The organism is Paenibacillus sp. N3.4 (assembly GCF_008017805.1).
In the GTDB taxonomy this organism is placed as follows: Bacteria; Bacillota; Bacilli; order Paenibacillales; family NBRC-103111; genus Paenibacillus_E.
In genome coordinates this window covers 94,985-119,704 of the sequence record NZ_VRTT01000004.1, presented here as the reverse complement: position 1 = coordinate 119,704, position 24,720 = coordinate 94,985, and the positions used below count along the sequence as shown (strand labels likewise).

Sequence of the window (24,720 nt, the reverse complement as noted above, 5' to 3'; positions counted from 1 at the left end):
GTAGCATGTATATTCAGAAAGGAGCTTGGTTATGGACATTTTTGTTTTAGTCAAGCAAACGTTTGATACCGAGGAGAAAATTACACTCTTAGACCATGCCGTCCAAGAAGATGGTGTGAAATTTGTTATCAATCCTTACGATGAATATGCTGTGGAGCAAGCCATTCTCATTCGCGAAGCGTTTGGCGGCAAAATAACACTACTTTCCGTCGGTCCGGAACGGACAGCCGAAGCTTTGCGCACCGCACTAGCCATGGGGGCAGATGAAGCCGTACTCATCTCCGATGAGCGCATTCACGGCGACGAGTTCGAAGTTGCCGAAATTCTGGCATCTTATTTGCGCGAACAGCCCCTTGACCTGCTGCTGGGCGGTAATTTTTCCGTTGACCATGGGGCCGGCCAGGTTGCCATTCGTGTAGCTGCTTTACTGAATATTCCGCATGTGGCTTCAGTCACAAAGCTGGAACTGATCGACGGCAAGGCCATTGCCCATCGTGATGCGGAAGGCGATGTGGAAATCATCGAGGTTCCCCTCCCTGCCATGTTCACCGCACAGCAAGGGTTAAATGAGCCGCGTTATCCTTCTTTGCCAGGTATTATGAAAGCGAAGAAAAAGCCTTTTAAGCATCTATCTCTCGACGATCTGAATGTTTCGGCTATCGTCCCCAAAACCATACGCGCTGAATTAGCTTTACCTCCGGAACGTCAAGCAGGTCGCCTGCTCAAAGGCACGCTTTCAGAGCAAGTCGCGGAGCTTGTGCAAGCCTTACGCAACGAATCCAAAGTGATTTAATCCAAGGAGGCTGCAGCCATGTCGAAAACATTTCTCGTTGTTGCAGAAGCTCGCGACGGCAAGCTTCGTCAAGTATCCTTTGAAACATTACGCGCTGCGCAGCTGTCTGCCACAGAGGGTGATACGATCTCAGCTGTGTTAATAGGCGGCTCTGAAAGTAGAGCACTTGCCGGATTGCTCGCGGCTTATGGCGCGGACCCCGTCTATGCAGTAGCAAACAGCGCACTAGAAAGCTACAGCTCGGAAGCTTATAGACACGCTTTGACGACCGTAATAGAAACGGTCAAACCCAATGGCATCTACTTTGGGCATACCGCGATTGGTCGAGACTTGGCTCCGCAGATTGCAGCACAACTCTCGGCAGGGCAGATCTCGGATGTCACGGCTATCGAATCAGAGCGCGATACGCTGTTATTCACGCGCCCGCTTTACGCCGGTAAAGCGATCGAAAAGAAAGCGTTTACAGATGCTGCCGATCCATGGATCGTAACCATTAGACCTAACAACATCGCAGCCGCTGAGCCTGACGCTTCGCGTCAAGCTAACGTAATCGATGTTGCTTATCCCTCTCCCTCCCTGCGCAGCGTTATTCGGGAGGTTGTGAAGAAGACGTCCGGCGCGATCGACTTGGCAGAAGCCAAGATCGTCGTCTCCGGCGGACGGGGGGTGCGCAGCGCCGAAGGCTTCCAGCCGCTCGAAGAGCTGGCTGCCGTCCTTGGCGGAGCTGTCGGGGCTTCCCGCGGAGCCTGCGACGCGGGCTACTGCGAATACGCGATGCAAATCGGTCAGACCGGCAAGGTCGTAACGCCAGAGATCTACATCGCATGCGGCATTAGCGGAGCCATCCAGCATCTTGCGGGGATGAGCGCATCGCGCGTCATCATCGCCATCAACAAGGATGTCGAGGCACCGATCTTCAAAGTCGCGGACTACGGCATTGTGGGCGATCTGTTCGAGGTCGTGCCGCTGCTGACCGAGGAATTCCGCCGCATACTGAACTAACAGCATACGTAACCACCCTTCCTTCAACAACTTGGAAGGGTGGTTTTCTTGAGTAACTGGTGTTGTTTGTTTTTCCACACATTTTGATCGTTGTTAATTACTAATGTATCCTTTATGATAAGTTATAAAACTTATGAACAATCGCTGGCTACATTCCCTTATCTAGGCCAGATTTCCTTCATCCTGATCGGAGCTTACATACCTATGACGACATTAACGCCTACTGCTATAGTCCAGCAATTTTTCCAACAAGTTCGATCCGGTCTCGACCCTGATTCCGCTCACAGTTGGATGTCTGATCAAGTTCTTGCTCATCAAGTAACGGCAGAGATGGAAACTACGGTTCATCGGACACCGAGCAATTATGCTGATCACGTGAGAGAAATGAAGCAAGCTTATGGAGATTTTCAGTTGGAAATTCTAGAACTCATTGCTCAGGAGGATCGCGTCTATGTCCGTTGGAAGCAAACTGGCATACATATAGGCGAAGTGGACGGATTTGCCCCAATAGGGAAGACTGTCATCGAGCTCGCCAGCGCCGTTTATCGAGTGGAACATAACCGAATTGTTGAGTATTGGATTCAAATAGACCGCGAAGGTATCCGTCTTCAGTTGCAAAGAAACGCGACTTCATTAACATCTTAGCTTCATCACATTTGAGGAATTCTCCCGTAAATCGCAAGTGAATGAAGCCCTCCCCCGAATTTCTCCCAGGGAGGGCTATTCACACCAACAGTTATAAGTGTTCATCCGCATAAACTTGCATGGCATCACGCAGAAACTCAGCCAAGGCTGGCTGATGAGCATCATACATGCTTCTGAATTCAGGATGCTCGACGTACATGTGTCCAAGCCCTGAATAAATCACTTTAGTCGGTTTATAGGATTGACTAACCAGCGCAAAATGCTTCCCAATTAAGACTTGCACCGCACGATCACTAACATGGGCTCCTTTAACGATTTCTTCGGCAAGCTGCTTATTCAAATCCTCAAATCCGGCTTTTATGGCAGCGTAATCTTCCTTTTTCCAGTTCTTCGTGCTGCGCTTACTTTCTTCTACGATTTCACTGCCGTATTTCTCGGTAATTTCGTTCTCATATTTCGCTTGCTTTTCCGAATCAAACCCCAAATATAAATCTTCACTCTTCATAGCTGCTTCTCCTTTCAAATGCTCGATGGTTTTGTCGATGGTGTCTAGCAATTGACTCATTCGGTTTCTTTGTTGGCTAATCTGCTTTTTATGCGTCTGAAGTGCCTCTAGCTGATCGAACGTATCGCTATTCATAACTCGGATAATATCATTCAACCCAAAATCCAACTCTCGGTAAAATAGAATTTGCTGAAGCCGCAGCATTTGCGCTTTTTCATAATACCGATATCCATTCCCCCCATAGAACGCAGGCTTTAAAAGACCGATTTCGTCATAATAATGCAGTGTTCTAATGCTAATCCCTGTTAGTTGAGCAACTTCTTTTACCGTGTAAGTCAGTGTTATCACCTCCTAAAGTCCACTTTAAAGGATCACGCGGCGTGAGAGTCAATACCTATCGGATAGAAAGAAAAACCGCCAGAAAATCCTGACGATCCTTCTGTAAGCACGATTTTCCGCGTTAATGTAGAGTTGTCGCTTGGACTGACTGCTGTAACACTGACATCCTTCACAGACTTCAATTTTGATACTACCTTGCAAACATTTGGCCTTATATGTTCCTAATGATTTTTCACAAACGCATCCCCATGATAACGTTCATCAGACAACATCATCTTAATTAAATTTTCCCCCTCTACTTTTCAAAAAATCAAATATGGATTAAACTTCCACTGAACCCAAACCAAACATATAAATTCTAAAAAAAGACGACCTCTCGTCGCCTTTAATCTCTCTTAACCTGATTTTTTTGTTGATCCAGCCATTGGCATATATCCTGCATCACTTCTTCCCGATTCAGCTCGTTCAGCATTTCATGTCGTCCTCCAGGGTAAAGCTTGCTGCTCACATTGTGAATGCCTAACGATTGGTACATCGTTAACAGCTTGCGTATGCCTTTGCCGTGACCCCCGACCGGATCTTCATCACCTGATAATACAAGTATAGGTAATTCTTTGCGGATAAGCTTCACATGCTCAGGGCGGTGAATATCTTTCAAACCTTTAAAGAAATCCCGGAAATAACCGGATGTAAAGGTAACCCCACAGTAGGGATCAGCTATATATGCGTCTACTTCCGTTGTATCACGACTTAACCAATCGAATGAGGTTCTGTTCGGTGCATATTTTTTATTAAAAGTTCCAAATGACAACGAGGTTAATAGTTTACTGCGATGATGATCTCCGCGAAAAGCAGCTTCCATTGTAGCGACAGCGATGCCTGCTTGCAAGGCCAAGCCTTCTTTCCCATTCGAACCCGACAGTACGATGCCTTGGATGTGTTCTGGATGTTCGTTCAAATAGGAAACCATGTAATGCTGAGTTAAAAAGGACCCCATGCTATGCCCGAGTACAAACATTGGCGTTGACTGCGGATAAAGCGTACGAATATGAGTCGTAAGCCCTCCCATATTTTGAACCATTCGCAGAAAACTATGCTTATCGAACTTGCCCACCTTGTCCGGTGTTCCGGCTGTTCGTCCATGTCCGAGATGATCATTCGCATAAACAGCATAACCATGGCGAGTCAGCAGCGCGGCAAGTCTTTCATAGCGGGCTGCCGTTTCCGACATGCCATGCGAGATTTGTACAATTCCTTCAATAGGCGTTGACTCATCAGGCAGCCACGAATAAACATAATGATCGATCTGTTTGGCATCTTTCCAGACGAAGTGCTGCTGCTTCATACAATCCCCCCCAATAATTACTTCCCATTTGCGATCCAATGAATGACTCACTCCTTCTAGTATACGTTTTATTAATCGTGAAAACAGCCCTCTTTCGGAAGAAAGAGGGCTGCGAATAAGACATTATTTAATAACTATCAAACTTCTACTACTTTAATATCTATTCGAGCTAGGCTTTACTCGATTGTTTAACGGATTTCAAAGCCTGCAATTGTCCTGGCGCTTGATTGCTCGTATCAAAACGTTTTCTTTCTGTTTTATCAATTTGCGCTATTTTCCCATCATGCACGACGATTTGTACGGAACCGTATTCCAAGCCGTTCAACATCTGTTTAATTCTATCCACCCATACATCATCTAATTCCAATGGTTTCGCCATATCGATTCCTCCGCTCTATTATATCGTCCAATCATTCCAATCCTTTTTGCGCTTCTGAATAAATGAGAGCCAGTTCCCCGTTTTTTCCAACAAGTCCGTTGTCGAGCTGGATGATGAATACGTATGATCCGCTTGATAAATAAGCTCAATATCACATTGCCCTTCTTTTCGCATCCAAAACATTTTCTGATACAAGGGCGCATAGTCGACAGGAACCATATCATCCGCCGTACCATGAATGACGAGTACATCGCCATTGAATTTACGCAATTGTTCGAACGGTTGATGCCGGGAGAGGGAATCAAAAAATTCGCTAGTAAGTGAATATCCATGATGATCAATCGCACCACCAAGCGGTAGTTTCTCGTATTCGCTCTTTCCTACAATCCGCACAATATCATTATGAGGATGGGCTACGGCAGACCATAGGACCAATGTTTTCACACGATTATCCCTAGCAGCTGTTAAGACCGCAGCAGCGCCGCCCAAGCTATGTCCAACTAAAATAACTTGACTCAAATCCACACAATCTATGGTTAAGGCATAATCAATGACGCTTCGCGTCTGCTCGATAAGAACATGAAGACCACCTTTTCCATAATTGCCGGTGCTTTCGCCACATCCTCCGTAATCGAATCGAAGAACCAAAAATCCTTGTGAACTAAATTCCCGAGCTGCCTTCACAAATAGCCGATCTACCCCGATACGGCTTCCAATAAAGCCGTGACAGATGATAATGAGCGGCCAACGCTGACAATCTGCCTTCGTGGCTCCAGTTTGATTTGTCGGGTAATGTAACGTTGCAGCCAATTCAGCGTCGTCGCTTTGTATGGTGATTGCGTGCTCCATGATGCAGACTTCCTTTCGTCTTGTTAATTCGTATACGACGTGTTATCTTAGTTGTCCGGTTATCCGGTAATTGATAATAAATAATTCCGATGTGCTTAGTGTGTTTTATTCATAAACCCATATTAGCATCACCTAGAATTGGTGTCAATCCTGTTATTAACATATTTTCGGAGAAATTTTCAGCCTGCTGCAACGAGACATAAAGAAGCCTCCTTTGGTCAAGGCAGACCTCCATTATTCTACACATTTACTTAAGATGTATCCATCTGCTCATGTTATATCCTATGTCAATCATTAAGTGAAGTCTTTGAGCAACACATGTACGATATCAGCAAGCTGATCGATAATGGCATCTGGCGTTACCCCTGCATAAGGAACAGGCTGTTCACGGGCAAGACCTTGCCTGACCCATATCGTACCCATTCCTAAAAACTGCGCAGGAACAATGTCATTATCCAAACGATCACCGACCATCACCGCTTCTTCAGGTCTACAACCAGCTTCATGTAGAGCTAATTCATAAAATTTTACATCGGGTTTGGACAAACCCGCCTCTGCTGAGGCACAAACCATGGAGATATGTTTCATCAGCCCATACGTCTCTAAACGAGCTGTGGTGCCCACACTCTGATTAGCAATAATCCCAATTTTGTAGCGCTCAGCAATACGTTCGAGGACCCGTTCAGCATCAGGAAATGGTTCTTCCAGCTGTTTCTCATACTTCATTTTACTGCGGATAAGAGCTCGATCTTCTTCTTTAGAAACCAACGTTTCTGTGACGTACTGCATGGGTCGATCTTGATAAGTACGATACGCAGTCATGAATGATTCACGAACAGTTTGCGTATCTAATGAATAACCCAGTTCCGATGCATAGTGCACAAATTGCTCAAAGGTGCTGTTCATTGGTTTCGTTTCATCGACAAGGGTATCCCCTACATCGAAAAAAATCCAAGTTATTTGACGTAAATCCATTCAACTAACCTCCAGTATGTAGCAGAAAACTCCCGCCTCTATGAAAAAGGGGGAGTCTTTCTGATCATCCACGTCTAATCCGTAACTGTTTATACTGATAATAAATGGTGCATCCGATACAATATCCAAGTAAAGCTGCTCCTGCCGCCGCCAGTAGAAACACTGTGAATATATATCCCAGAACTTGCCACCCAACTGCAAATGAAAGAAGCGATAATGTCAGGAAAAGAACAGCTAAAACATTGTTAAAACGCGTTAGCTCCGCGGCTTGCGTATAACCCGCTTTCACACGAATAAATCTTCTGGTGATGGCTACGAATAGATTCCATTTCCCGCCAAATACCAAACCAACCACTTGAATAAGCCATAATATACCAATAAGCCATGGCAACTGTAACGCAAAGGAAAGCAGCACAACAATTACAATACCGGCTTGATTTGCCTTCACATAGGAAATAGGAACTTCTTTCAACCTAGTCCCTCCTCTCTAAATTAATACTAAACTCTTCCTTATATGGAAAATGCATCTGCGGTATTTTTAACATGTTCGTAGGGCTGCTTCACAAGCAATCGATCCAAAATCGTTTTCTCGAAATAGGCAAATCCGCTATCATGTTCTCTGGGTCTAGGAAGCGAAATGCGGATATCCAAACCGATCTTCCCATCTTCAATCACGATAACCCGATCTGCCAGAGCGACAGCTTCACTAACATCATGAGTGACAAGGAGTACCGTAAATTGCTTTTCTAACCACAACTGTTCAATCAACTGCTGCATCTCTATGCGAGTTAAGGCATCCAATGCCCCAAGCGGTTCATCTAGCAGCAGCAACCGTGGGTTGCCCGCTAACGCTCTTGCCAAAGCGACACGTTGTCGCTGTCCGCCAGACAGCACAGAAGGCCAGTCATCCTGCTTATGCTCTAGACCTACTTGCTGCAGCGCTTTGCGAGCGAGTTCTTTATCACCAGACTTCACGCCAATGCGAACGTTGTCAATGTTCTTTTTCCAAGGTAACAACCGATGTTCTTGAAATAACACGCGGGTGTCCGCATGAATTCCGTTAATAGACTGCGCATCCAAAATAATAGCACCGCTTGAAGCCTCGTCAAGACCGGCAATCAAGCGCAGAAGTGTACTTTTGCCACATCCGCTTCGCCCCACGATGGCAACGAATTCGCCTTGTTTAATATTTAGGTCGATCCCAGATAACACCATCGTACTTCCGAATGACTTATTCACGTTTCGAATATGAAGCTGAACGCCTCCATCATGTTTACTCATAACAGCTTCCTCCTTATTATTCGCCATAAAAACAAGAAGACCTCCCCGTATGATTAGTCCTGCTCACCATACGGGGAAGTCTCCAGCTATCTGGTCGACACCTCATCCTTAAACTTATAATTCACATATATTTAGTCGGAATAATTAATGATTTTATATTATCACCACATAAGCCATGCGTCAACGATTTTTTCATTCATTATTTGAAATATGTTCGCCTATATACCATTCAAAGCTGCCGCTAACGGCCTGACGTCCATATTGAGTATTCTCTCAGACAGGGATTCAAACAAGATCGAACCCATGTAATGCAATCCCCATTATAATCCCTAGCTATTTCCAAACTACGTAAAGTCATGCTTAAAAAGCCTTCATTAATGAGCTTAATAGAAAGAACTCCGATCTTTGTTGAAACTTTTTTTAATTCAAAAATTTCTTCCACATTCAAGTATAAAAATGGGATTTGGTGATTGACAAAGATAGGCCTGCGCTGTTATATTCAATTTATTATTCCGAGTAAAGTGCTATGATTAATACAATTAGGTGGTGTAACGTGGGTAATAAAGTATTCAAAGCTACGGTTCGATCTGTGCTTATTGGCTATTTGATTGTTCTGCTTCTTGTGCCAATAGGTTCCATCTATTTAAAAGGTTTTTCGCTAGGATGGGATCCATTCTGGAAAGAAGTTACAGGTCCATTAGCCTGGAAATCCATTTTGCTTACAATCAAGCTCAGCATAATTTCTACAGTTGTTGAAGCAATTGTCGGCACCATTATTGCTTACGTTCTTGTACGTTACACATTTCGTGGCAAAAGCCTATTGAACAGTATGGTTGATCTTCCTTTCTCGCTTCCAACCTCAGTAGCAGGACTGATGTTCCTGACCTTACTAGGACCGGCAAGCCCACTAGGCAGTTGGCTGGAGCATTTTGGGATTAAACTCTTGTACAATCAGTTTGCTATTGTGCTTGGACTCGTCTTCGTAACCTTTCCTTTTGTTATTCGTACCGTTCAACCCTTACTAGAACAGCTCGATCCAGCCGAAGAACAAGCTAGCTTCACGCTTGGCGCCGGAAGGTTCTACACCTTCTGGAAAATTGTTTTCCCTGCTATTTTTCCCGGCATTATTGCCGGCAGCATGCTCGCCTTTTCTCGATCGTTAGCCGAATTTGGAGCTATCTCCTTAATTTCAGGTAATTTACCGGGAAAGACGATGGTCGCATCGGTCTATATATATGGAGAAACGCAAAACTACAATCCTGAAGGCGCAGCAGCCATCTCTATCGTACTTCTTACATTGTCAGTCCTTATTCTCTGGATTATCAATGTATTGACACGCGGAAAGGGGCGCCTTGCATGAGAAGATTACTGATAGGTATTTCCTTTCTCGTTATATTCCTTCTAATTATACTGCCTTTTCTAGGCATTGCCTTCGGTGCTTTTGAAGGAGGATTGCATGCTTTCTTTGCTTCCCTTGTTCGTCCTGAAGCTATACATGCAATGAAGATTTCCTTTATTATCGTAGCTGTCGTAACGATTCTTAATGCCATTATCGGTATTTATGTTTCCTTAGAAATTGTTAGAGGCTCCTGGATTTCCCGTTGGTTAAAACCTGTCATTAATGCTCTTATCGATCTACCATTGCCGTATCGCCGATCATCGTAGGTTTAATGGTCATTCTGATTTTTGGACCGAATACCGCATTAGGTACTTTTTTAGAAGCCCATAATATGAAAATCGTTTACGCCCTGCCAGGTATGATCTTAGCTACAATGTTCATCACATTTCCTCTTATGGTTCGCGAAGTTGTTCCGCTTCTTGAAGAAATCGGAACACAATCTGAAGAGGCTTCATCAACGCTTGGCGCCGGGGCATGGCGCACTTTCATTCAAATCACTTGGCCGGGTATTCGCTGGGGTGTGCTCTATGGTCTTATCCTGACAATTGCGAGGGCACTTGGAGAATTCGGTTCCATTCTTGTCGTTTCAGGCAACATTATTAATCAAACACAAACGACAACAACACTTGTTTATCAAGATGCCGAGCAGTTCCAAATGGTAGCCGCGAACAGTCTTGCTTTCGTGCTTGGACTTGTATCGATCTCCATCTTACTAGCGTTGGAATGGTTAAAAAGAAAAAGCGAAAAATTACGCCACTAGTTTTCCAAAAAGGATATTAAAGGAGGCACACTTACATGCATATTGAGGTTAAACATATAAATAAGCATTTTGGACAATTCCATGCGATTAAAGACGTAAATTTTTCAATTACCAAAGGTCACCTGGTCGGTCTGATCGGACCGAGCGGCGGCGGTAAAACGTCCATTCTCCGCATGTTATCGGGACTCGAAAGCCCGAGCTCAGGCGATATTTATTTCGATGGCAAATTAGCAACGCATCTCTCCGTTCAGGAACGGGGGATTGGATTCGTTTTTCAGAATTACGCCCTGTTCAAGCATATGACAGTGTTCGATAATGTCGCTTACGGCTTAAAAGTATTGAAAAAGCCAAAGGACTTCATCCATGACCGCGTCACTTATTTACTTGGTTTAATGGGTCTTGCCGGCAGCGAACGCAAATATCCCCACCAACTTTCAGGTGGGCAGCGCCAACGGGTTGCTTTCGCCAGAGCATTAGCTCCTGCACCCCAGCTGCTTTTGCTTGATGAACCTTTTGCTGCGATTGATGCTAAGATTCGCAAAGAACTGCGTGTTTGGCTAAGAAATCTCATCGATGAATTCAAAATCACAACCTTGTTTGTTACTCATGATCAAGATGAAGCGATTGAGGTTGCAGACGAGATCATCTTAGTCCAAGGAGGCAAGATTGAACAGCAAGGCACGCCTTGGGAAATATATACGAAACCTGCCTCCTCCTTCGTGGCCTCCTTCATTGGGGAATCCAATGTGATTTCACAATATACACCGCTTAATGGCTATCCTTATTTGGGGGAAATTCAACAAGATGGCAAATGGCTGCCTGAGGTTCATGTCCTCATACGGCCAGAATCTATTGAAGTGCGTTCGAAGGACGTCGCCCATTTGGCTACTGCCGGAGAAAAAGGCAAAGTCACTCACGTTCATTTCCGCGGCGATTCTTGGTATTTGGAAATCGATACCGGCTCTCTTACACTTTTTGCTTACCAATCCGTAAAAGAAAACAAAATTTATCAGCCCGGTGATGAAGTCAACATTCTCATCCATCAAATATCTGTTTTCACACAAACAGAAAATAAAATTTTAGAAAATCAGGCTAAACAAGACCCGATGCCTGTTTTTATATAATAACTATACACATATGAAGGGGAGTTATGAAAAATGAAAAACATCAAATCGTTTGGTCTCATTACAGTAACCTTATTTACAGCAAGCCTTGCACTTACAGCTTGCGGATCTGGCACCAAAACAGCCAGCACCTCAGCACCCGTTGCTACCACGGCAGCAAAACCTGCTGCTACGACTGCTGCAAGCGCGGCTCCAGTAGCGGATGGGGGTAAAGTAACGATTACGATCGGAGCTTACTCGATATTAAAAGATTCCTTCGACCAGATTCTCCCGAAATTTAAAGAAGAATACAAAAAGAAAACCGGCAAAACCGTTGAGTTCCAAGAATCCTATCAAGCATCCGGTTCGCAAGCGACTGCCATTATTCAAGGCTTTGAAGCCGATATTGCTCCTCTATCCTTAGAAGGGGATATTCAAAAAATCGTCGAAAAAGGCTTAATCACGAATGATTGGAAAAGCAAACCGCACAAAGGCAATATTACCTCCTCCATCGCAGCTATCGGCGTTCGTGAAGGCAATCCCAAAGGGATCAAAGATTTCGCTGATTTGACGAAACCGGGCGTTGAAGTTCTGATCCCTAACCCAAGTACGTCAGGCGGAGCAAAATGGGATATTAATGCGATTTATGGCGCAGGTTTGAAAGCATCCGAGGCCGCCGGTAAACAAGATCCAGCCCAAGCGAAGGATCTTTTAACGAAAGTATACAAAAACATTAAAGTGCTTGATAAAAGCGGTGCCGATTCCCTTACTACGTTTGACAAAGGCGTTGGCGATGCCATCGTAACCTATGAGAATGAGCTTGTTGCTCGTATTCAAAGTGGTAAGAAATATGTTGAAGTGATTCCACAATACACAACAACGATTGAAAATCCGGTTGCTCTTATCGATAAATACGTTGACAAACATGGTAACCGTGATGCGGTTCAAGCGTTCCTTGATTATCTTTGGACGCCTGAAGCACAAAAAGTATTCGCTGACAAAGGCTTTCGTTCTGTCGTTCCGGAAATTGCCAAACAATACGAGAAAAACTATACAACACCTGCCGGTATTTTCAACATCGACTACTTAGGCGGTTGGGATAAAGTAAACAAAGAGTTGTATGGTAAGGGCGCTATTTGGGAGACTGTACTCGCTGAAGGCGGAAGCAAATAAGTTAAAACGAAAAGCCCGGTGCGAATCCCTTCGCGACCGGGCTTTCCAATTGTAAAAGCATTACCTAGGCTAGAGCATAGCGTTCCGTTCTTCCTTCCGAAGCTTCCTCGCTGCAAACCTAATCTCGGCTGTTTCGAATAGCCGTTTCTCTTCTTCTGTTTCAGGAATAATGCCCGGTACCGGGCAGGGTTGACCCTGCTCATCTAAAGCAACAAAAGTGAGGTAGGCCGAGGCTGTCCTTTTTCTTTCGCCGGTTAAGAGATTTTCGGACTCCACCTTCACGAATACCTCCATGGAGCTGCGGTGCGTCCAGGTAACGAAAGCCTCGAGTTGAATTGCCTCTCCCAATTTAACAGGAGCAAAAAAATCCAAGCTATCGCTGGAAGCCGTCACAACCCCTCTGCGCGAATGCCGCATCGAGGCGATTGTTGCGACTTTATCAATGTATTGCATCACGCGTCCGCCAAAAACAGTATGATGATAGTTTGTGTCTGCCGGTAAAATAATCTCTGTCAAAATGGTTCGGGAGAATCTTGCTGGTTTATCTTCCACTATGTATGCCTCCTGATGTTGACTTGGGTTATTCGTAGTTCAGCTTAAGTAAGCTTGCTGCTTGTTTCGCCAAACTGCGCGCTTCTTCCACCGTATCAGCGCTGCTTAGCGCTACAGCCATTCTACGTCCTACTTTCGTTTCTGGTTTACCAAAAACGCGAACCTGTGTATTCGGTACGGCTAACGCTTCTTCCAATCCGCTAATTGTGTAAGCCACTTGCTCTCGGTCAGCTTTCAATGTGTAACTCGCTCCCGGTGTCAACAGTCGGATACCGGTAATCGGCAAGCCAAGTATCGCTCTGGCATGAAGGGCAAATTCGCTCAAATCCTGAGTAGCCATCGTGACCATCCCTGTGTCATGAGGTCGAGGTGACACTTCACTGAAATAAACGCCATCTTTGGTTAAGAATAGCTCCACACCATAAAGACCGTAACCGCCTAGGGCATCCGTGATCCTTTTAGCCATATGCTGTGCATCGCTAATCTGTTGCTCACTCATTGCATGCGGCTGCCATGACTCTATGTAATCTCCATCCTTTTGAATATGTCCAATCGGTTGGCAATACGTCGTCCCTGAAACAGATCGGATGGTTAGCAGCGTAATTTCCGATTCAAAATGAATAAACTCCTCAACAATGACACGCGCGTTTTTGGCGCGTCCGCCTTCCATCGCCATGTTCCACGATTGTTCTACATCTTCCGGTGTGCGGCATACGCTTTGACCTTTACCGGAAGAACTCATGATCGGTTTAATCACGCAGGGTGTTCCAATTTCTCCGACAGCCGCATGCAATTCTTCCAAGCTATTGGCAAAAGCATACTTGGCTGTCCTTAGTTCCAGCGTCTCTGATGCAAGACGACGAATGCCTTCCCGATCCATCGTTAATCGAGATGCCGTTGCGGTAGGTATGACATGATACCCTTCCTTCTCTAGCTCAACAAGAACCGGCGTAGCAATCGCTTCAATTTCCGGGACTATCAGATCCGGGCGCTCTTGTTCGATCAAGGCTCTGAGTTCTTGGTCATCCAGCATATTAATCACATGGCTGCGATGGGCAACCTGCATGGCTGGCGCATTCGCATAACGATCTACGGCAATCGTTTCAATTCCTAATCGCTGTGCTTCAATTACAACCTCTTTGCCAAGCTCACCGGATCCAAGCAGCATAATCTTTTTTGCCTTGTTTGTTAATGGTGCTCCGTACATGAATGAATATCCTCCTAAACGTCTACGCAAGTTTTCTCGTTTGTTTTATGTAAAAAAATGGATGTATAAGGGGATAGCGGGAGGTACATCCAACAACTTGTTAGAAATGCCCTGTATTATTGTAAAGGATTTCGTCATTAAATGATAGATTTCAACAAAAGTTTGCGTAAAATAGGAACCAAATGCTCAGCAAGCTCCTTCACATCCGGTACAACGATGCTGCTGCGTCCATACATATTGCGCATCGTAATTCGCTGTGTTTCGTGCACGGTACCGCTTGCTAGAAAGATGCTAATAACCTCAATGCCTTGACGGCGAGCCTGCAGAACGGCTTCATAAGTGTCTAGGATGCCCACATCGTTGTAATTGGCTGCGGATGGTTCTCCATCCGAGAACACGAGCAGGATGCGCTGTCGCTCCATACGCCGCAGTAAGCGAACACTCATCTGCCTGATCGCAAAGCCGTCACGGTTATCTTGCTGCGGCTCCAGCTGCATCAGCGCTGCGCCGCTTCCAGCGGCTAAGGAAGTTCTGAAATCTACGGCAACCTGAAACAGGTTAGGTGCCTCCTGATCAGTAACACGGTCCGCGTCCTCCCAGAATCCGACGATTTCATGGGGGATTCGGAGCTGGTGGAGAGTCTCGTGAAACAAAACAAGACCAAGCTTCGTTTCATCCATCTTATCATACATAGATGCGGAGCAATCAACGAGCAGCGCGAACGCTGCATCGAGTTCGGGCACCGGCGCGCGCTTCTTGTAGAAGAGGCGCGGCGCTTCTTGGGTCACGGCTCGCGTCAGCCGCTTGTCGAGCCGCCCGAACAGCCGATCGCCGCGCGGGGCGATCCGCTTCTGTTCCAGCGTGCGCCTGATGGCGCGCTGCAAAGGCTTTGCGAGCGGCGCTGCGCGCTCGCTCAGGCGCCTGTAGGCGTCCTCCTGCGCAGCAGTAGGACGCGCAGGCGCCAGCCATGTCGCCGTCGCGTACGCGCTGACGGCGCTCTCCCCGTGCCCCGCGGCAGCGGGCACGGCCAGGTTCTGGCGCCGCTCGCTTGCGGCGGCGCCGGAGCGCTTGGCGCGCCGTGAGCGCCCCTGGGCGATGGCGAGCGCCTGATCGGCCGCGTCGCCCTCGCGCGGCGCAGAACCAGGCGCGGCTGTGCGCGAGCCGCGCTCAAGCTCGAACCGCAGCAGCCCTGGGCTGCGGTCGCTGCTCTCGCGGTGCCAGGTCGGCATACGCTCCTGGCCCGGCAGTTGACGCTCCCCCTCTTGCTCGGGGAGCACATCATCATTGGCGAGCCGCTTCGCCCGTTTCAGCTCGCCCTTATACCCCCCAGGCAGAGGCTCCGCAGTTCCGCTGCCGGGCTGCGTCCAGAAGTAGGCAGCTTGCGCATCTCCTTCTAACCAAAAGGATAACATCTCTATCATGGATTCACATAAAGTTGCAACTTCGCTCGTATGCTCAGCCTCTTCAATTTGCTCCAGCATTGGGTATAAAGCGTCTAAACGGAATATGAATGTTTTCCTTTCTTCCCCGCTCCAATCCCCCCCCAACAAACCAACCATATATCAACAAAAGAGCAGCGTCAGCAAACTCATTTTTCGTTAGATGCGCCCGCAGCTTGTGCTTAAAAAAAGCGGTATACAACCGATGCCTGTGCGCAAAAACGCGAGAAGTTCCGGGTCTGCGTTTCCTGCAAATGCGTTCTAAGCGCCTCTCCTCACAAAGCGCAAAAAGCGAATTAGCCAACTTCGGCAATACAGCCGTTTGACAGAAAAGTAAATAGGCATTAACGGCCGCGGCGTCCGTATACCAAGCACTGCCAATCCCTCGCAAGTACACATCGCTTTTCATCCCCGCTGTCTTATCCAACAGCGAATAGTCCCACCAGAACTGACTTACAGCGATCAATCCTGCAGCTTCTTCATAGTGAGCATGAAATGCAGCTTCAACCTCCATCTTTTTATTTCTTGTCAGCATCCTTGCCAAATCAACAAGCTGCATGTGCAGCATCGAATCGATTTTATCATCCAATAAACTCAATTTGCCAACGAACATGGTCTTAAAACAACGTTTCGGCCGCATTGATAACGGCTGCACGTTCCCTTTCATCCTCTAATTTATCGGCAATTGCTCGCTTGACTGCTCGCAGCGGCGGGATATACGTCGTCAAATCGCAAGCATCCAGCAAAGCTCGAATTGAACCTGCCTCATCCGGTAATTGCCCCATTTCTATAAGTGCTAACAAATCAGCAGATAGCTGTACAAAGGTTCGCAACAGGGATTCATTTCGTAAAATCGATTTACGATGAAGCAGCAGATACAGCATTTCACCCTGAAGGTAAGGCACCTCAATGGTCACGAAACGATTTTTCAATGCCTCATTCAGAGGAACTGTTCCCATGTAGCCTTCATTAATAGCGGCTACAACTCTAAAATTAGGGTGGGCTGTAATTACTTCCCCTGTAAAAGGATTCGTGATCGACCGGCGATGATCAAGCACGCCATTAATTAAAGGCAGCGTCTCCGGTTTCGCCATGTTAATTTCGTCTATGTAAAGAAAATGGCCTTTGGTCATAGCCTTCATGATCGGCCCCGGAATGAATTCGATTTGCGCGCTTCCCTGAGCATTGTGCGTTAACGTCTTAAATCCGAGCAGTGCCTCAGCATCAAGATCCGTTGAACAGTTTACCACATGCATAGGCTGATCAAACAGCGCAGAAACATGTTCAGCCAGCTTCGTCTTCCCAGAGCCTGTCGGACCCTTCAGCAGCACATTTTTGCCTAAGAATAAAGCTATAATTGTATCAGAAAGCAGATCCTCACTAGGTGCTGCAAATTCAGCAGTTCCAATCAGTTTACGATCCTCCGGGTTTAATTCCGTTTGTCTATGTTGATGAATCTGATTTAAATGTGCTTGTATGTCAACCGGTAATTGCTCTCCCATTTCTCTATCGCATTCCTTTCCTGATCCCATATGATCTTACTATTTATCAGGAAGCCTAGCTTGTCAAGCCATTCAAGGCAGCCACGGCTCATCGATGATCGAATGAGAATAAAATGCCATAGATTCTCCACATAACGGACACTGCGGCCTCGATGAAGACTCATTATACAATAAAGCTAATCCATAGGCGGTTTCGTGATTAATGGCTTCAATCACATCTTCCTTATGGACATAGGCGCAGCTGCGCGATTGACAATAAGCACGAACTTTATATCGGCTCATGATTCCTGAAAACGATCCGAGCATTTCTTAAACGACTCTCATTCATCGTCATTCTCCCTTTTACGAATAGTGCCAACAAAAAGCATGTAAAACCCCCAGCTCACTGGAGAGACTGAGGGATTTGAAGCCATCTATCGATCAACCGGCCAACATCAAGGTAACTTGCCTATTTGCCCCGTCGAATAAGATGGAAAGGCATATTGGACCATCGTATTAAATTCATTCAAAAATGTATCCATAGGTTTACTCTGACGCTGCTGCCCATCATAATACATCATCCGATTCACATAATGCGGATTGGTCGAAATGAAGATATTAGCCTCGGGATAAACCCGTGTTAATAAATGTCGAACAGCTTGGCTGCTTTCCGGAGATAAGGGCTTGGCGGATAACCAATCCATTGACCCACCGATACCGGAACCGAATAAACCCGCACCGGCGACCGAATCGTTATTCTTGCTCAACATCGTCAAGGTATCCTCTTTTCCAAGCGTTTGTATCCCGCCTGAATCAACAGCCACATATATGTTATGATCTGTCACTGCAACAGCTGTGGAACCCACGTGAGCAGTTTGAATGATTTGATCAGCCAAATCCCTATTTAAAGTTAAATGCGTGTTTGCGTGCGCCTTTACATTGTCGATGGTAGGTTGCAGCACAGTAGGCTGTGGCGATTGGTTAACACTCTTTACACCCAACGATGGATTTTCATTATTTCTTAATCCGGCATCCCAGCTTCCTGCACGAGGATTTGATGAGCTGGCCCCCGCTTGATTCCCTGGACTTGACATGGAACAAGCTGTCATTACACCCGCTATCATAACGGAAAGTCCTAATATTGCCATTCCTTTTATCATGATCTCGCCTTCTTTCCCAGCAATTTATTTCCCCTGCTTATCCTCTTGTTCTCCTTGCGCATAAGCAATCAGAGCAACTTCGTGACCTAACTCCGTTTTCATCCGGGATTCCAAACTGCGCAAATCATTCAGCAAATCTTCCCGATGGCTCAAATTCGCGAATTGATACGACTCCGCACTCTTCACATCTTTCATCCCCCTCTCTGTACCAATTACGTTAGAGTTAATATGGACAAATAACCTGATTTTTACCAAACAAAAAAAGAGTCTTGAGAAGTAATTCTTCCCAAAACTCTTTTGCCTACTTTACCTAATACTCATTCTGTTGCCCTGACACAAATCCATAAGCAACCTTATTGATCCTCTTTTTTCCCCGTCTGATCCAACTCTTCCAGCAGCTTGCGAACTTGCTCAGGATCGACTGAGCCATTTTCGCGGAAAGCTTTCAGCTTTTGCAAAAGATCGGCTGCGATCGCCTCATCCTCAATTTGTCTAGCTTCGTGTGAGGGATCGAACCAAATATAAAATCCTTCGGGACCATTACGAAGAAAGGCTTTTTGCCAATGCTCGGGATAAGCATATCCCTGTTCCCCAAAAATAAAGCCTAATACATCATCACTGTCTATCGGCAGCAAATAATGAAACGATTCAGGCTCGCCTGTATTCGTGAAGTCTCGATGCATATACGCATAATGAAGGTAATGTTCACCGGTTTCAACGTCTTTGGATACCTCATACATATCCATTTCTGTCTGCAGCAATTCCTTCACAGATTGGATACGCGAAGCGATCATCTCCGAAGAAATTTTTTGTAGCTGAGAAAATGATGATTCCATCCTAATCCTCCTCCTTAGAGTTTGCAAAGCGACTGTCTCCATCGTTTATGCTATGTCTGCTTGACAGTTTAAAGTTCAGATCGATGCGAGGCTTCCGAAATTGTATTTCGCAAGGATCGCTTAGGCAGTTTCCATTTATAAAATACAGATAGCATTCTTAGTACTACGATAAGCGCAAAAAGAATAGCCAACTGCCAAACGCCTTGGGTCCAACCGAGCCCAATTAAAGCGCCTGCCAGCATGCCCCAGACAGCATAAATTTCATCTTTGAGAACAAGGGGTTTGCGACCAGCGAGGACATCGCGTACCATCCCTCCGCCAATCCCTGTTAAGACGGCAGCTACGATAATGGCACTAAGCGGGTGTCCCATATTGGTTGCGTAAAGGGCACCTTGAATGGAGAATGCGGCCAATCCAATGGCATCAAAGAAAGCTTCCCACGTTTTCCATAACCGGATGAATCGAACAGGCATAAAGAATACAAGTGTCATCGCAAATAATGCGATTTGGAAGTATACGCCTTGTTCCCACAGCAGCACGATCGGCTTCCCAATCAATAGATTTCGAATAATACCGCCTCCGAAAGCCGTCACAAGCCCAAGCACATAGACGCCTAATATATCATATTCCTCTTCCATCGCAACAATAGCTCCACTCACTGCGAAAGCAATCGTTCCTATGATACTAAATAACTCCCAATTCACTTACGGCATCCCCTGTCTACTCGATGTCCCAGTTCAATTCAACTTCATGTCCTGTTTGCGATGAACGGTAAATCGCGTCCAGAATCAGATTATTCGTATAGCCAGTCATGACTGAAGTAATAGGCTGAACGCCACCTTCGATACAGGCTAGAAAGTGTCTGGCCATTCTTACGCGCGGCCCCTCATCAAACTCAGGAATTGTAATATCCACATCCGCTTCACGGTCGAACATTTCAGCGAACAATTTCCCTTTTGTCCCGCGGATGGAAGCTCCGCCTTCCGATCCTAGAAGCTGCACGTAGGGCTGGTTATCCGTTTCGATTAGGGCCGCCCAGCTTACGTCTAATGAAAGCGTGGCTCCATTATCAAACTTGATCAAAGCAGTAGCCAGATCTTCCACATCATAGTGACCATTCCAATTGGGAGCGCCCCAGGTACCTATCCCTTTCTTGCGTGGTCCGAATTCAGCATACGTAGCTCCATAAACAGACACTGGTTTTGGATTGCCCATCAAATAAAGCGATAAATCCAACATGTGAACCCCAAGATCAATAAGCGGACCCCCGCCTGATTTCCCCATTTGCGTAAACCAAGTCCCCCAGCCAGGAATCCCTTTGCGTCTCAGCCAGCCAGCTTTGCATGATAAATGTGCCCTAGTGCACCTTTTTCTACCTGTTGTTTCACAGACATCGAGAGGGCTTCCCATCGAAGCTGATGAGGAATCATTAATACTTTTCCTGCTTTGCGTTCTGCAGCGACAATTTCTTTGGCAGACTCCAAATTAAGCGCCATTGGCTTTTCTAACATGACATGCTTACCGGCATTTAATGCCTGCACAGCGATAGGCGCATGCCATTCATTGGATACCGCGATGATAACCGCATCAATGGAATGATCGGCTAACAGCTTGTCCGTCGTCTCATATACGCGTTCAATCTGATGTTCTTTAGCCCTTGCTTCTGCTAGCGGCAAGTAAGCGTCAGTAACGGCCGCGACCTGCGCCTCCGGTATTTGCTTAAGAACTTCCATATGTACATTCCCGATATTACCGGAACCTATGATGCCTATTCGAATGGGTTTTCCCGTTGTCATTTTACATACCTCCGAAAGTTGTTGGCTTGCAATCTTTCTTATTATAAATGTGAGAAACCATCCTCGCAATAGCTGAACGAAAAGTAGGAGCAACCAGTTCCTGTAATTAATCTTTACGGAACTAGCCCACAAAGGGCAGTTCTTTACATATAATGAGATACTAAAACTTTTCTAATAATTTGACTCAAACATATCTAACATTTGAAATGTATCCTTAATCAAAGGAGTGATTCACATGCAAGCAATAACCATTAAATTCAAAAATAAATCCATTCCCGTCCTTAATTACACACATAGACTTTCACACATGGATTTACTCTCGAGCAAGCTCAAGGAACTTGAGCTTCACTTTGAATTTCGCAAAAAATTAAAAATGATCTCGATGATCGAGATCATTGGCGATGTAGCCATTTTTAAATATAATGATGGCACAAAATTGTATTTAGAAGTTTCTTAATTGGAATCCCCAAAATATTCCACATTAAGCTGATTTAGCTCCTGCAGAGAGCGTCGAGCCCATGCTTCCATCTCCGTCAACTTACTGATTTGTGACAATAGCGCTCTCTTCAGGGAATCGGGATACTCGGGAATCACCCCTCCAAAGGGACGGATTGTCGAAACAGGCATTAATGCGATCTCTTGAAACGATAAGGCTCGTCGTTGATGAAAGAACGGCACACTCGGATCCATTGGATGATGTAAATCCCCCTGTGTCGGATGCTCCTTAACAGCCAAAATCCGAACCGCTGCTTTCATTGAGCTGGTCAATTCAACAATTTCACCATAGTAAGCCCCAGTTTTATATTCAGCCGTAACGCGATCTCCTACTTGAAAATCACTCATCTTACAACAACTCCACTCTTATTTAATTTACTTCGGAAGCAGTGGCTTCAAATGTTGATATAAATCCCCTACCGATTGCATGCGATACAAAAATTGCTTCTCTTTTTCTTGCTCAAAGATGACTATACACGGAACACTTGTGATTTGCCAGTCACGACTGATTTGTGGCAGAAAATTTATATTACTTTTTATCAGTGGCATAGTCGGCTGCATCTCCATGATCACATCCAGCATTTGTTCGGTCACTTTGCATGTCCCACAAAAAGGCGTATACAAAAATAAGGCAAATGGCGCTAATGATGAATCGTTGGCTCGGGTCAACAGCTCTTGTTGGGTTAATTCCTGCATATGACTACCCCCTTTCATCTAACCAAGCCAAGCTTTTTAGCGCAGAATCAATCAGATGAGGAAAATCATCGATTTGACTTTCATCAATTTTACGTCCAAAGGAAATGGTGATTACATTCTGATACGTTATTGGTGTAACACCATATTCATACGAGAGCACCTGGGTTATGAGTGGACGATACTCCCAGATTACGCTCAACTCCTCCGCAATGCGTTTGCAATCTAATTCAGGCTCCTTCACTTCCGTATAGAACTTAACAGAAAGCGTACAGCCGGGTTTGGCTGATGGATTCTCCAATATTTCTGCTGCCAAATCGCTTAGATGCACATACAAGTGAATTTCTGCCTTGCTTGGAAAATCAACTTTGCGAACAAATTCAATCGCATAGGTCCGAGACATCGCTGATAAATCCACCAAATCCTCTCGACGAGTAATCAGGATTTCTCCATCCAAATCCAAGTCGTAGACAGCTCCTTCGAGCACGACCTTTACATTATCATAAATGGTTGGATCAAACATCTACCATACCTTCTTTCATCTTTCCTTTGATTCGATTATACTAAAGTTATATCACGTAAAGAAGGTGTTCCCTATGTCAGACAAGCCTGAAGATCAACAGGTTCAACAAGAAGGTCTCAAAAAAGTAAGTTTAGCTGATGCCATTAAACAAAAACTTGCCCAAAAGAAAGCAGACCAAGCCGCTCAAAAAGCAAATCCTCAACAAAGCGGTGGCTTTAACCAAAGCGGTAAAAGCCAAATGACCAAAAAAGTAAACAATCAACGTCGTCGTACTGGCGGCAGCTAGATCCTATTTTTGATAGGCAAAAGAGCCCTGATGAGTTTCAATGTCAGGGCTCTTTGCTATTGTGAACCTGCTTACGCGTACTGAATTTCGCGTTGTTTTTTCACATCGTCACTTTCCAAGTATTCATCATACGTAAACATTTTGTCGATCATGCCTTTAGGCGTGATTTCCATAATGCGAGTCGCAATGGTTTGAATAAACTGATGGTCATGAGATACGAACAAAATGGTGCCGTCAAAATCTACAAGCCCATTATTCAGTGCAGTAATGGATTCCAAATCGAGATGGTTCGTCGGCTCATCCAAAATGAGCACGTTGGATCCGCTGAGCATCATTTTAGAGAACATACAGCGCACTTTCTCTCCACCGGATAGGACGCTTGCTTTTTTCAATGCTTCTTCGCCTGAGAACAACATACGGCCCAAGAAACCACGAAGGAAAGATTCATCTTGATCTTTGGAATATTGACGAAGCCAGTCAACCAAGGTCAAGTCAGAGTCGAAATAATCTTGGCTATCTTTCGGGAAATAAGCTTGCGATGTTGTAATTCCCCATGTAAATGTTCCCTCATCCGCTTCCATTTCACCCATCAGGATTTTGAACAGCGTCGTTTTGGCAATTCCATCAGGTCCTACGAAGGCGATTTTATCACCTTTATTTATCGTAAAGGTTAAGTTATTCAATACTTTTACGCCATCAATCGTTTTCGAAAGATTCTCAACCGCAAGCAATTGCTTGCCAGCCTCACGCTCGGCTTTGAAATGGATGAACGGGTATTTACGACTGGAAGGTCGAATATCTTCAAGCGTAAGCTTCTCGAGTTGTTTCTTCCGGGACGTAGCTTGTTTGGATTTGGAGGCATTCGCACTGAATCGAGCGATAAAGGCTTCCAATTCTTTGCGTTTCTCTTCGGTTTTCTTGTTTGCATCACGGGAAAGTCGCAAAGCTAACTGACTGGACTCATACCACCAATCATAGTTACCGACATACATTTGAATTTTACCAAAATCGATATCCGCAATGTGCGTACACACTTGATTCAGGAAGTGACGGTCATGGGATACTACAATAACAGTTCCTTCGAATCGGGAAAGGAAATTTTCTAACCAGCGAATGGATTCCAAGTTCAAATGGTTGGTAGGCTCATCGAGCAGCAGGATATTCGGATTGCCGAATAATGCTTGAGCTAAGAGAACGCGCACTTTCTCATTTCCGTCCAGATCTTTCATTTTCGTATCATGGAGCGACGTTGGGATTCCAAGACCAATCAATAGCTCAGCCGCATCGGACTCCGCTTGCCACCCATCCAGATCCTGAAACTCTCCTTCAAGTTCAGCCGCTCTCATGCCGTCTTCTTCCGAGAAATCGGCCTTCGCATACAAAGCGTCTTTTTCTTCCATAATTTTAAATAAGCGCGCATGGCCCATCATAACGGTTTTCAGTACTTCAATTTCATCGAATTCATAATGATTTTGTTTCAGTACAGCCATTCTTTCGCCTGGCGTTATATTTACTTCACCTGTATTAGGTTCAACCTCACCGGCAAGAATTTTTATAAAAGTTGATTTACCGGCTCCGTTTGCACCAATTAGTCCGTAGCAATTTCCCGGTGTAAATTTAATATTAGCGTCCTCGAAAAGGGCTCTTTTGCCGTAACGAAGCGTCACGTTATTAACATTAATCATGTGGAATGTTTACCTGCCT

General features: G+C 45.4%; 32 protein-coding genes and 1 pseudogene. 10 read left to right on the top strand and 23 right to left on the bottom strand.

The window, feature by feature from the left end:
• Nucleotides 1–31 precede the first annotated feature (31 nt).
• The 3 genes from FU659_RS04105 to FU659_RS04095 all read left to right on the top strand — a co-directional run bounded on the left by FU659_RS04105 (nucleotide 32) and on the right by FU659_RS04095 (nucleotide 2,440).
• A complete protein-coding gene (locus FU659_RS04105) occupies nucleotides 32–793 on the top strand; it encodes an electron transfer flavoprotein subunit beta/FixA family protein (protein WP_147946385.1) in 762 nt (253 codons plus the stop codon).
• 18 nt (nucleotides 794–811) lie between these two features.
• Complete coding sequence (locus FU659_RS04100; protein ID WP_147946384.1) at nucleotides 812–1,795, top strand: electron transfer flavoprotein subunit alpha/FixB family protein; 984 nt, start codon at nucleotides 812–814, stop codon at nucleotides 1,793–1,795.
• 204 nt (nucleotides 1,796–1,999) lie between these two features.
• Nucleotides 2,000–2,440, top strand: coding sequence for an ester cyclase (locus tag FU659_RS04095; RefSeq protein WP_147946383.1), 441 nt, complete (start codon nucleotides 2,000–2,002; stop codon nucleotides 2,438–2,440).
• Between the two features lie 91 nt (nucleotides 2,441–2,531).
• On the opposite strand, the gene FU659_RS04090 is transcribed toward FU659_RS04095, so the two are convergent.
• The 8 genes from FU659_RS04090 to FU659_RS04060 form a co-directional block, all read right to left on the bottom strand.
• Entirely contained in the window at nucleotides 2,532–3,293 is a 762-nt protein-coding gene (locus tag FU659_RS04090) for a MerR family transcriptional regulator (RefSeq protein WP_261807601.1), read from the bottom strand.
• 23 nt (nucleotides 3,294–3,316) lie between these two features.
• On the bottom strand, nucleotides 3,317–3,466 hold the full coding sequence (locus tag FU659_RS35105; protein WP_187273887.1) for a hypothetical protein: 150 nt from the start codon (nucleotides 3,464–3,466) through the stop codon (nucleotides 3,317–3,319).
• Nucleotides 3,467–3,669: 203 nt separating this feature from the next.
• Nucleotides 3,670–4,668 carry an alpha/beta hydrolase gene (locus FU659_RS04085; RefSeq protein WP_315971271.1) on the bottom strand — a complete coding sequence of 333 codons (999 nt, stop codon included), beginning with the start codon at nucleotides 4,666–4,668 and terminating at the stop codon, nucleotides 3,670–3,672.
• Between the two features lie 130 nt (nucleotides 4,669–4,798).
• Nucleotides 4,799–5,008, bottom strand: coding sequence for a YezD family protein (locus FU659_RS04080; protein WP_147946382.1), 210 nt, complete (start codon nucleotides 5,006–5,008; stop codon nucleotides 4,799–4,801).
• 18 nt (nucleotides 5,009–5,026) lie between these two features.
• A complete protein-coding gene (locus FU659_RS04075) occupies nucleotides 5,027–5,857 on the bottom strand; it encodes an alpha/beta hydrolase family protein (protein ID WP_147946381.1) in 831 nt (276 codons plus the stop codon).
• Nucleotides 5,858–6,151: 294 nt separating this feature from the next.
• Nucleotides 6,152–6,832 carry an HAD family hydrolase gene (locus tag FU659_RS04070; protein ID WP_147946380.1) on the bottom strand — a complete coding sequence of 227 codons (681 nt, stop codon included), beginning with the start codon at nucleotides 6,830–6,832 and terminating at the stop codon, nucleotides 6,152–6,154.
• 64 nt (nucleotides 6,833–6,896) lie between these two features.
• A complete protein-coding gene (locus FU659_RS04065; RefSeq protein ID WP_147946379.1) occupies nucleotides 6,897–7,304 on the bottom strand; it encodes a DUF4395 domain-containing protein in 408 nt (135 codons plus the stop codon).
• Nucleotides 7,305–7,342: 38 nt separating this feature from the next.
• Nucleotides 7,343–8,113: an ATP-binding cassette domain-containing protein gene (locus FU659_RS04060; protein ID WP_147946378.1), complete on the bottom strand. Its 771-nt coding sequence runs from the start codon at nucleotides 8,111–8,113 to the stop codon at nucleotides 7,343–7,345.
• A gap of 553 nt (nucleotides 8,114–8,666) precedes the next feature.
• On the opposite strand from FU659_RS04060, the gene cysT reads away from it, so the two are divergent.
• Genes cysT through FU659_RS04040 form a run of 5 tightly spaced genes read left to right on the top strand, consistent with a single transcriptional unit; the run spans nucleotide 8,667 to nucleotide 12,548 of the window.
• The gene (gene cysT, locus FU659_RS04055) at nucleotides 8,667–9,473 is read left to right on the top strand and encodes a sulfate ABC transporter permease subunit CysT (RefSeq protein ID WP_261807600.1); all 807 of its coding nucleotides are present in this window, start codon (nucleotides 8,667–8,669) and stop codon (nucleotides 9,471–9,473) included.
• Complete coding sequence (locus tag FU659_RS38180) at nucleotides 9,470–9,778, top strand: hypothetical protein (protein ID WP_315971270.1); 309 nt, start codon at nucleotides 9,470–9,472, stop codon at nucleotides 9,776–9,778. Before cysT ends, FU659_RS38180 begins: the two co-directional genes overlap by 4 nt.
• 5 nt (nucleotides 9,779–9,783) lie before the next feature.
• A complete protein-coding gene (locus FU659_RS38175; protein ID WP_315971269.1) occupies nucleotides 9,784–10,272 on the top strand; it encodes an ABC transporter permease subunit in 489 nt (162 codons plus the stop codon).
• Nucleotides 10,273–10,307: 35 nt separating this feature from the next.
• Nucleotides 10,308–11,396, top strand: coding sequence for an ABC transporter ATP-binding protein (locus FU659_RS04045; RefSeq protein WP_147946376.1), 1,089 nt, complete (start codon nucleotides 10,308–10,310; stop codon nucleotides 11,394–11,396).
• A 33-nt stretch (nucleotides 11,397–11,429) separates the two neighbouring features.
• Entirely contained in the window at nucleotides 11,430–12,548 is a 1,119-nt protein-coding gene (locus FU659_RS04040) for a sulfate ABC transporter substrate-binding protein (RefSeq protein WP_147946375.1), read from the top strand.
• A 69-nt stretch (nucleotides 12,549–12,617) separates the two neighbouring features.
• Here the strand turns inward: FU659_RS04040 and FU659_RS04035 are convergent, their stop codons facing one another.
• The 11 genes and pseudogenes from FU659_RS04035 to FU659_RS03995 all read right to left on the bottom strand — a co-directional run bounded on the left by FU659_RS04035 (nucleotide 12,618) and on the right by FU659_RS03995 (nucleotide 21,019).
• Nucleotides 12,618–13,100, bottom strand: coding sequence for an acyl-CoA thioesterase (locus FU659_RS04035; protein ID WP_147946374.1), 483 nt, complete (start codon nucleotides 13,098–13,100; stop codon nucleotides 12,618–12,620).
• Nucleotides 13,101–13,128: 28 nt separating this feature from the next.
• Entirely contained in the window at nucleotides 13,129–14,307 is a 1,179-nt protein-coding gene (purT, locus tag FU659_RS04030; protein ID WP_147946373.1) for a formate-dependent phosphoribosylglycinamide formyltransferase, read from the bottom strand.
• Between the two features lie 137 nt (nucleotides 14,308–14,444).
• Nucleotides 14,445–15,788, bottom strand: coding sequence for a nitric oxide reductase activation protein NorD (locus FU659_RS04025; protein WP_261807599.1), 1,344 nt, complete (start codon nucleotides 15,786–15,788; stop codon nucleotides 14,445–14,447).
• Nucleotides 15,772–16,359, bottom strand: coding sequence for a hypothetical protein (locus FU659_RS36805; protein WP_261807598.1), 588 nt, complete (start codon nucleotides 16,357–16,359; stop codon nucleotides 15,772–15,774). The genes FU659_RS04025 and FU659_RS36805 overlap by 17 nt, the downstream gene beginning before the upstream one ends.
• 4 nt (nucleotides 16,360–16,363) lie before the next feature.
• The gene (locus FU659_RS04020; RefSeq protein ID WP_147946372.1) at nucleotides 16,364–17,248 is read right to left on the bottom strand and encodes an ATP-binding protein; all 885 of its coding nucleotides are present in this window, start codon (nucleotides 17,246–17,248) and stop codon (nucleotides 16,364–16,366) included.
• Between the two features lie 72 nt (nucleotides 17,249–17,320).
• Nucleotides 17,321–17,530, bottom strand: a complete 210-nt coding sequence (locus FU659_RS04015) for a hypothetical protein (RefSeq protein ID WP_187273886.1) — start codon at nucleotides 17,528–17,530, stop codon at nucleotides 17,321–17,323.
• Between the two features lie 152 nt (nucleotides 17,531–17,682).
• Complete coding sequence (locus FU659_RS04010; protein ID WP_147946370.1) at nucleotides 17,683–18,387, bottom strand: hypothetical protein; 705 nt, start codon at nucleotides 18,385–18,387, stop codon at nucleotides 17,683–17,685.
• Between the two features lie 24 nt (nucleotides 18,388–18,411).
• Entirely contained in the window at nucleotides 18,412–18,582 is a 171-nt protein-coding gene (locus tag FU659_RS35100; protein WP_187273885.1) for a hypothetical protein, read from the bottom strand.
• 158 nt (nucleotides 18,583–18,740) lie between these two features.
• The gene (locus FU659_RS04005; RefSeq protein ID WP_147946369.1) at nucleotides 18,741–19,223 is read right to left on the bottom strand and encodes a hypothetical protein; all 483 of its coding nucleotides are present in this window, start codon (nucleotides 19,221–19,223) and stop codon (nucleotides 18,741–18,743) included.
• Between the two features lie 68 nt (nucleotides 19,224–19,291).
• On the bottom strand, nucleotides 19,292–19,927 hold the full coding sequence (locus FU659_RS04000) for a trimeric intracellular cation channel family protein (protein ID WP_147946368.1): 636 nt from the start codon (nucleotides 19,925–19,927) through the stop codon (nucleotides 19,292–19,294).
• 16 nt (nucleotides 19,928–19,943) lie between these two features.
• Nucleotides 19,944–21,019, bottom strand: a pseudogene (locus FU659_RS03995) (Gfo/Idh/MocA family protein).
• 235 nt (nucleotides 21,020–21,254) lie between these two features.
• Here FU659_RS03995 and FU659_RS03990 point away from each other — a divergent pair.
• Nucleotides 21,255–21,476 (top strand): hypothetical protein, encoded by a 222-nt coding sequence (locus FU659_RS03990; protein WP_147946367.1) that lies wholly within the window; start codon nucleotides 21,255–21,257, stop codon nucleotides 21,474–21,476.
• Here FU659_RS03990 and kapB read toward each other — a convergent pair.
• Genes kapB through FU659_RS03975 form a run of 3 tightly spaced genes read right to left on the bottom strand, consistent with a single transcriptional unit; the run spans nucleotide 21,473 to nucleotide 22,730 of the window.
• Nucleotides 21,473–21,862 carry a kinase-associated lipoprotein KapB gene (gene kapB, locus FU659_RS03985; RefSeq protein ID WP_147946366.1) on the bottom strand — a complete coding sequence of 130 codons (390 nt, stop codon included), beginning with the start codon at nucleotides 21,860–21,862 and terminating at the stop codon, nucleotides 21,473–21,475. The two genes, FU659_RS03990 and kapB, sit on opposite strands and share 4 nt — an antisense overlap.
• A gap of 27 nt (nucleotides 21,863–21,889) precedes the next feature.
• Nucleotides 21,890–22,210 carry a thioredoxin family protein gene (locus FU659_RS03980; protein ID WP_187273884.1) on the bottom strand — a complete coding sequence of 107 codons (321 nt, stop codon included), beginning with the start codon at nucleotides 22,208–22,210 and terminating at the stop codon, nucleotides 21,890–21,892.
• A 4-nt stretch (nucleotides 22,211–22,214) separates the two neighbouring features.
• On the bottom strand, nucleotides 22,215–22,730 hold the full coding sequence (locus FU659_RS03975) for a hypothetical protein (RefSeq protein WP_147946364.1): 516 nt from the start codon (nucleotides 22,728–22,730) through the stop codon (nucleotides 22,215–22,217).
• Between the two features lie 73 nt (nucleotides 22,731–22,803).
• Between FU659_RS03975 and FU659_RS03970 the strand changes: the two genes are divergently transcribed.
• The gene (locus tag FU659_RS03970; protein ID WP_147946363.1) at nucleotides 22,804–23,016 is read left to right on the top strand and encodes a hypothetical protein; all 213 of its coding nucleotides are present in this window, start codon (nucleotides 22,804–22,806) and stop codon (nucleotides 23,014–23,016) included.
• Nucleotides 23,017–23,087: 71 nt separating this feature from the next.
• Here FU659_RS03970 and abc-f read toward each other — a convergent pair whose 3' ends face one another.
• The gene (gene abc-f / locus FU659_RS03965) at nucleotides 23,088–24,701 is read right to left on the bottom strand and encodes a ribosomal protection-like ABC-F family protein (RefSeq protein ID WP_147946362.1); all 1,614 of its coding nucleotides are present in this window, start codon (nucleotides 24,699–24,701) and stop codon (nucleotides 23,088–23,090) included.
• Between the last annotated feature and the right edge of the window lie 19 nt (nucleotides 24,702–24,720).

Excerpts from the sequence above, each read along its gene's own strand:
- FU659_RS03970 (WP_147946363.1), top strand. The coding sequence starts at position 22,804 with ATGTCAGACAAGCCTGAAGATCAACAGGTTCAACAAGAAGGTCTCAAA.
- FU659_RS04020 (WP_147946372.1), bottom strand. The coding sequence starts at position 17,248 with ATGGGAGAGCAATTACCGGTTGACATACAAGCACATTTAAATCAGATT.
- FU659_RS03975 (WP_147946364.1), bottom strand. The coding sequence starts at position 22,730 with ATGTTTGATCCAACCATTTATGATAATGTAAAGGTCGTGCTCGAAGGA.
- FU659_RS04095 (WP_147946383.1), top strand. The coding sequence starts at position 2,000 with ATGACGACATTAACGCCTACTGCTATAGTCCAGCAATTTTTCCAACAA.
- FU659_RS03980 (WP_187273884.1), bottom strand. The coding sequence starts at position 22,210 with ATGCAGGAATTAACCCAACAAGAGCTGTTGACCCGAGCCAACGATTCA.
- FU659_RS04060 (WP_147946378.1), bottom strand. The coding sequence starts at position 8,113 with ATGAGTAAACATGATGGAGGCGTTCAGCTTCATATTCGAAACGTGAAT.
- FU659_RS04105 (WP_147946385.1), top strand. The coding sequence starts at position 32 with ATGGACATTTTTGTTTTAGTCAAGCAAACGTTTGATACCGAGGAGAAA.
- FU659_RS36805 (WP_261807598.1), bottom strand. The coding sequence starts at position 16,359 with ATGTTCGTTGGCAAATTGAGTTTATTGGATGATAAAATCGATTCGATG.
- FU659_RS38175 (WP_315971269.1), top strand. The coding sequence starts at position 9,784 with ATGGTCATTCTGATTTTTGGACCGAATACCGCATTAGGTACTTTTTTA.
- FU659_RS35100 (WP_187273885.1), bottom strand. The coding sequence starts at position 18,582 with ATGAAAGATGTGAAGAGTGCGGAGTCGTATCAATTCGCGAATTTGAGC.
- FU659_RS04045 (WP_147946376.1), top strand. The coding sequence starts at position 10,308 with ATGCATATTGAGGTTAAACATATAAATAAGCATTTTGGACAATTCCAT.
- FU659_RS04070 (WP_147946380.1), bottom strand. The coding sequence starts at position 6,832 with ATGGATTTACGTCAAATAACTTGGATTTTTTTCGATGTAGGGGATACC.
- kapB (WP_147946366.1), bottom strand. The coding sequence starts at position 21,862 with ATGAGTGATTTTCAAGTAGGAGATCGCGTTACGGCTGAATATAAAACT.
- FU659_RS04100 (WP_147946384.1), top strand. The coding sequence starts at position 812 with ATGTCGAAAACATTTCTCGTTGTTGCAGAAGCTCGCGACGGCAAGCTT.
- FU659_RS04080 (WP_147946382.1), bottom strand. The coding sequence starts at position 5,008 with ATGGCGAAACCATTGGAATTAGATGATGTATGGGTGGATAGAATTAAA.
- FU659_RS04075 (WP_147946381.1), bottom strand. The coding sequence starts at position 5,857 with ATGGAGCACGCAATCACCATACAAAGCGACGACGCTGAATTGGCTGCA.
- FU659_RS38180 (WP_315971270.1), top strand. The coding sequence starts at position 9,470 with ATGAGAAGATTACTGATAGGTATTTCCTTTCTCGTTATATTCCTTCTA.
- FU659_RS03990 (WP_147946367.1), top strand. The coding sequence starts at position 21,255 with ATGCAAGCAATAACCATTAAATTCAAAAATAAATCCATTCCCGTCCTT.
- FU659_RS04005 (WP_147946369.1), bottom strand. The coding sequence starts at position 19,223 with ATGGAATCATCATTTTCTCAGCTACAAAAAATTTCTTCGGAGATGATC.
- abc-f (WP_147946362.1), bottom strand. The coding sequence starts at position 24,701 with ATGATTAATGTTAATAACGTGACGCTTCGTTACGGCAAAAGAGCCCTT.
- FU659_RS04015 (WP_187273886.1), bottom strand. The coding sequence starts at position 17,530 with ATGAGCCGATATAAAGTTCGTGCTTATTGTCAATCGCGCAGCTGCGCC.
- FU659_RS04025 (WP_261807599.1), bottom strand. The coding sequence starts at position 15,788 with ATGCTGGAGCAAATTGAAGAGGCTGAGCATACGAGCGAAGTTGCAACT.
- purT (WP_147946373.1), bottom strand. The coding sequence starts at position 14,307 with ATGTACGGAGCACCATTAACAAACAAGGCAAAAAAGATTATGCTGCTT.
- FU659_RS04040 (WP_147946375.1), top strand. The coding sequence starts at position 11,430 with ATGAAAAACATCAAATCGTTTGGTCTCATTACAGTAACCTTATTTACA.
- FU659_RS04010 (WP_147946370.1), bottom strand. The coding sequence starts at position 18,387 with ATGATAAAAGGAATGGCAATATTAGGACTTTCCGTTATGATAGCGGGT.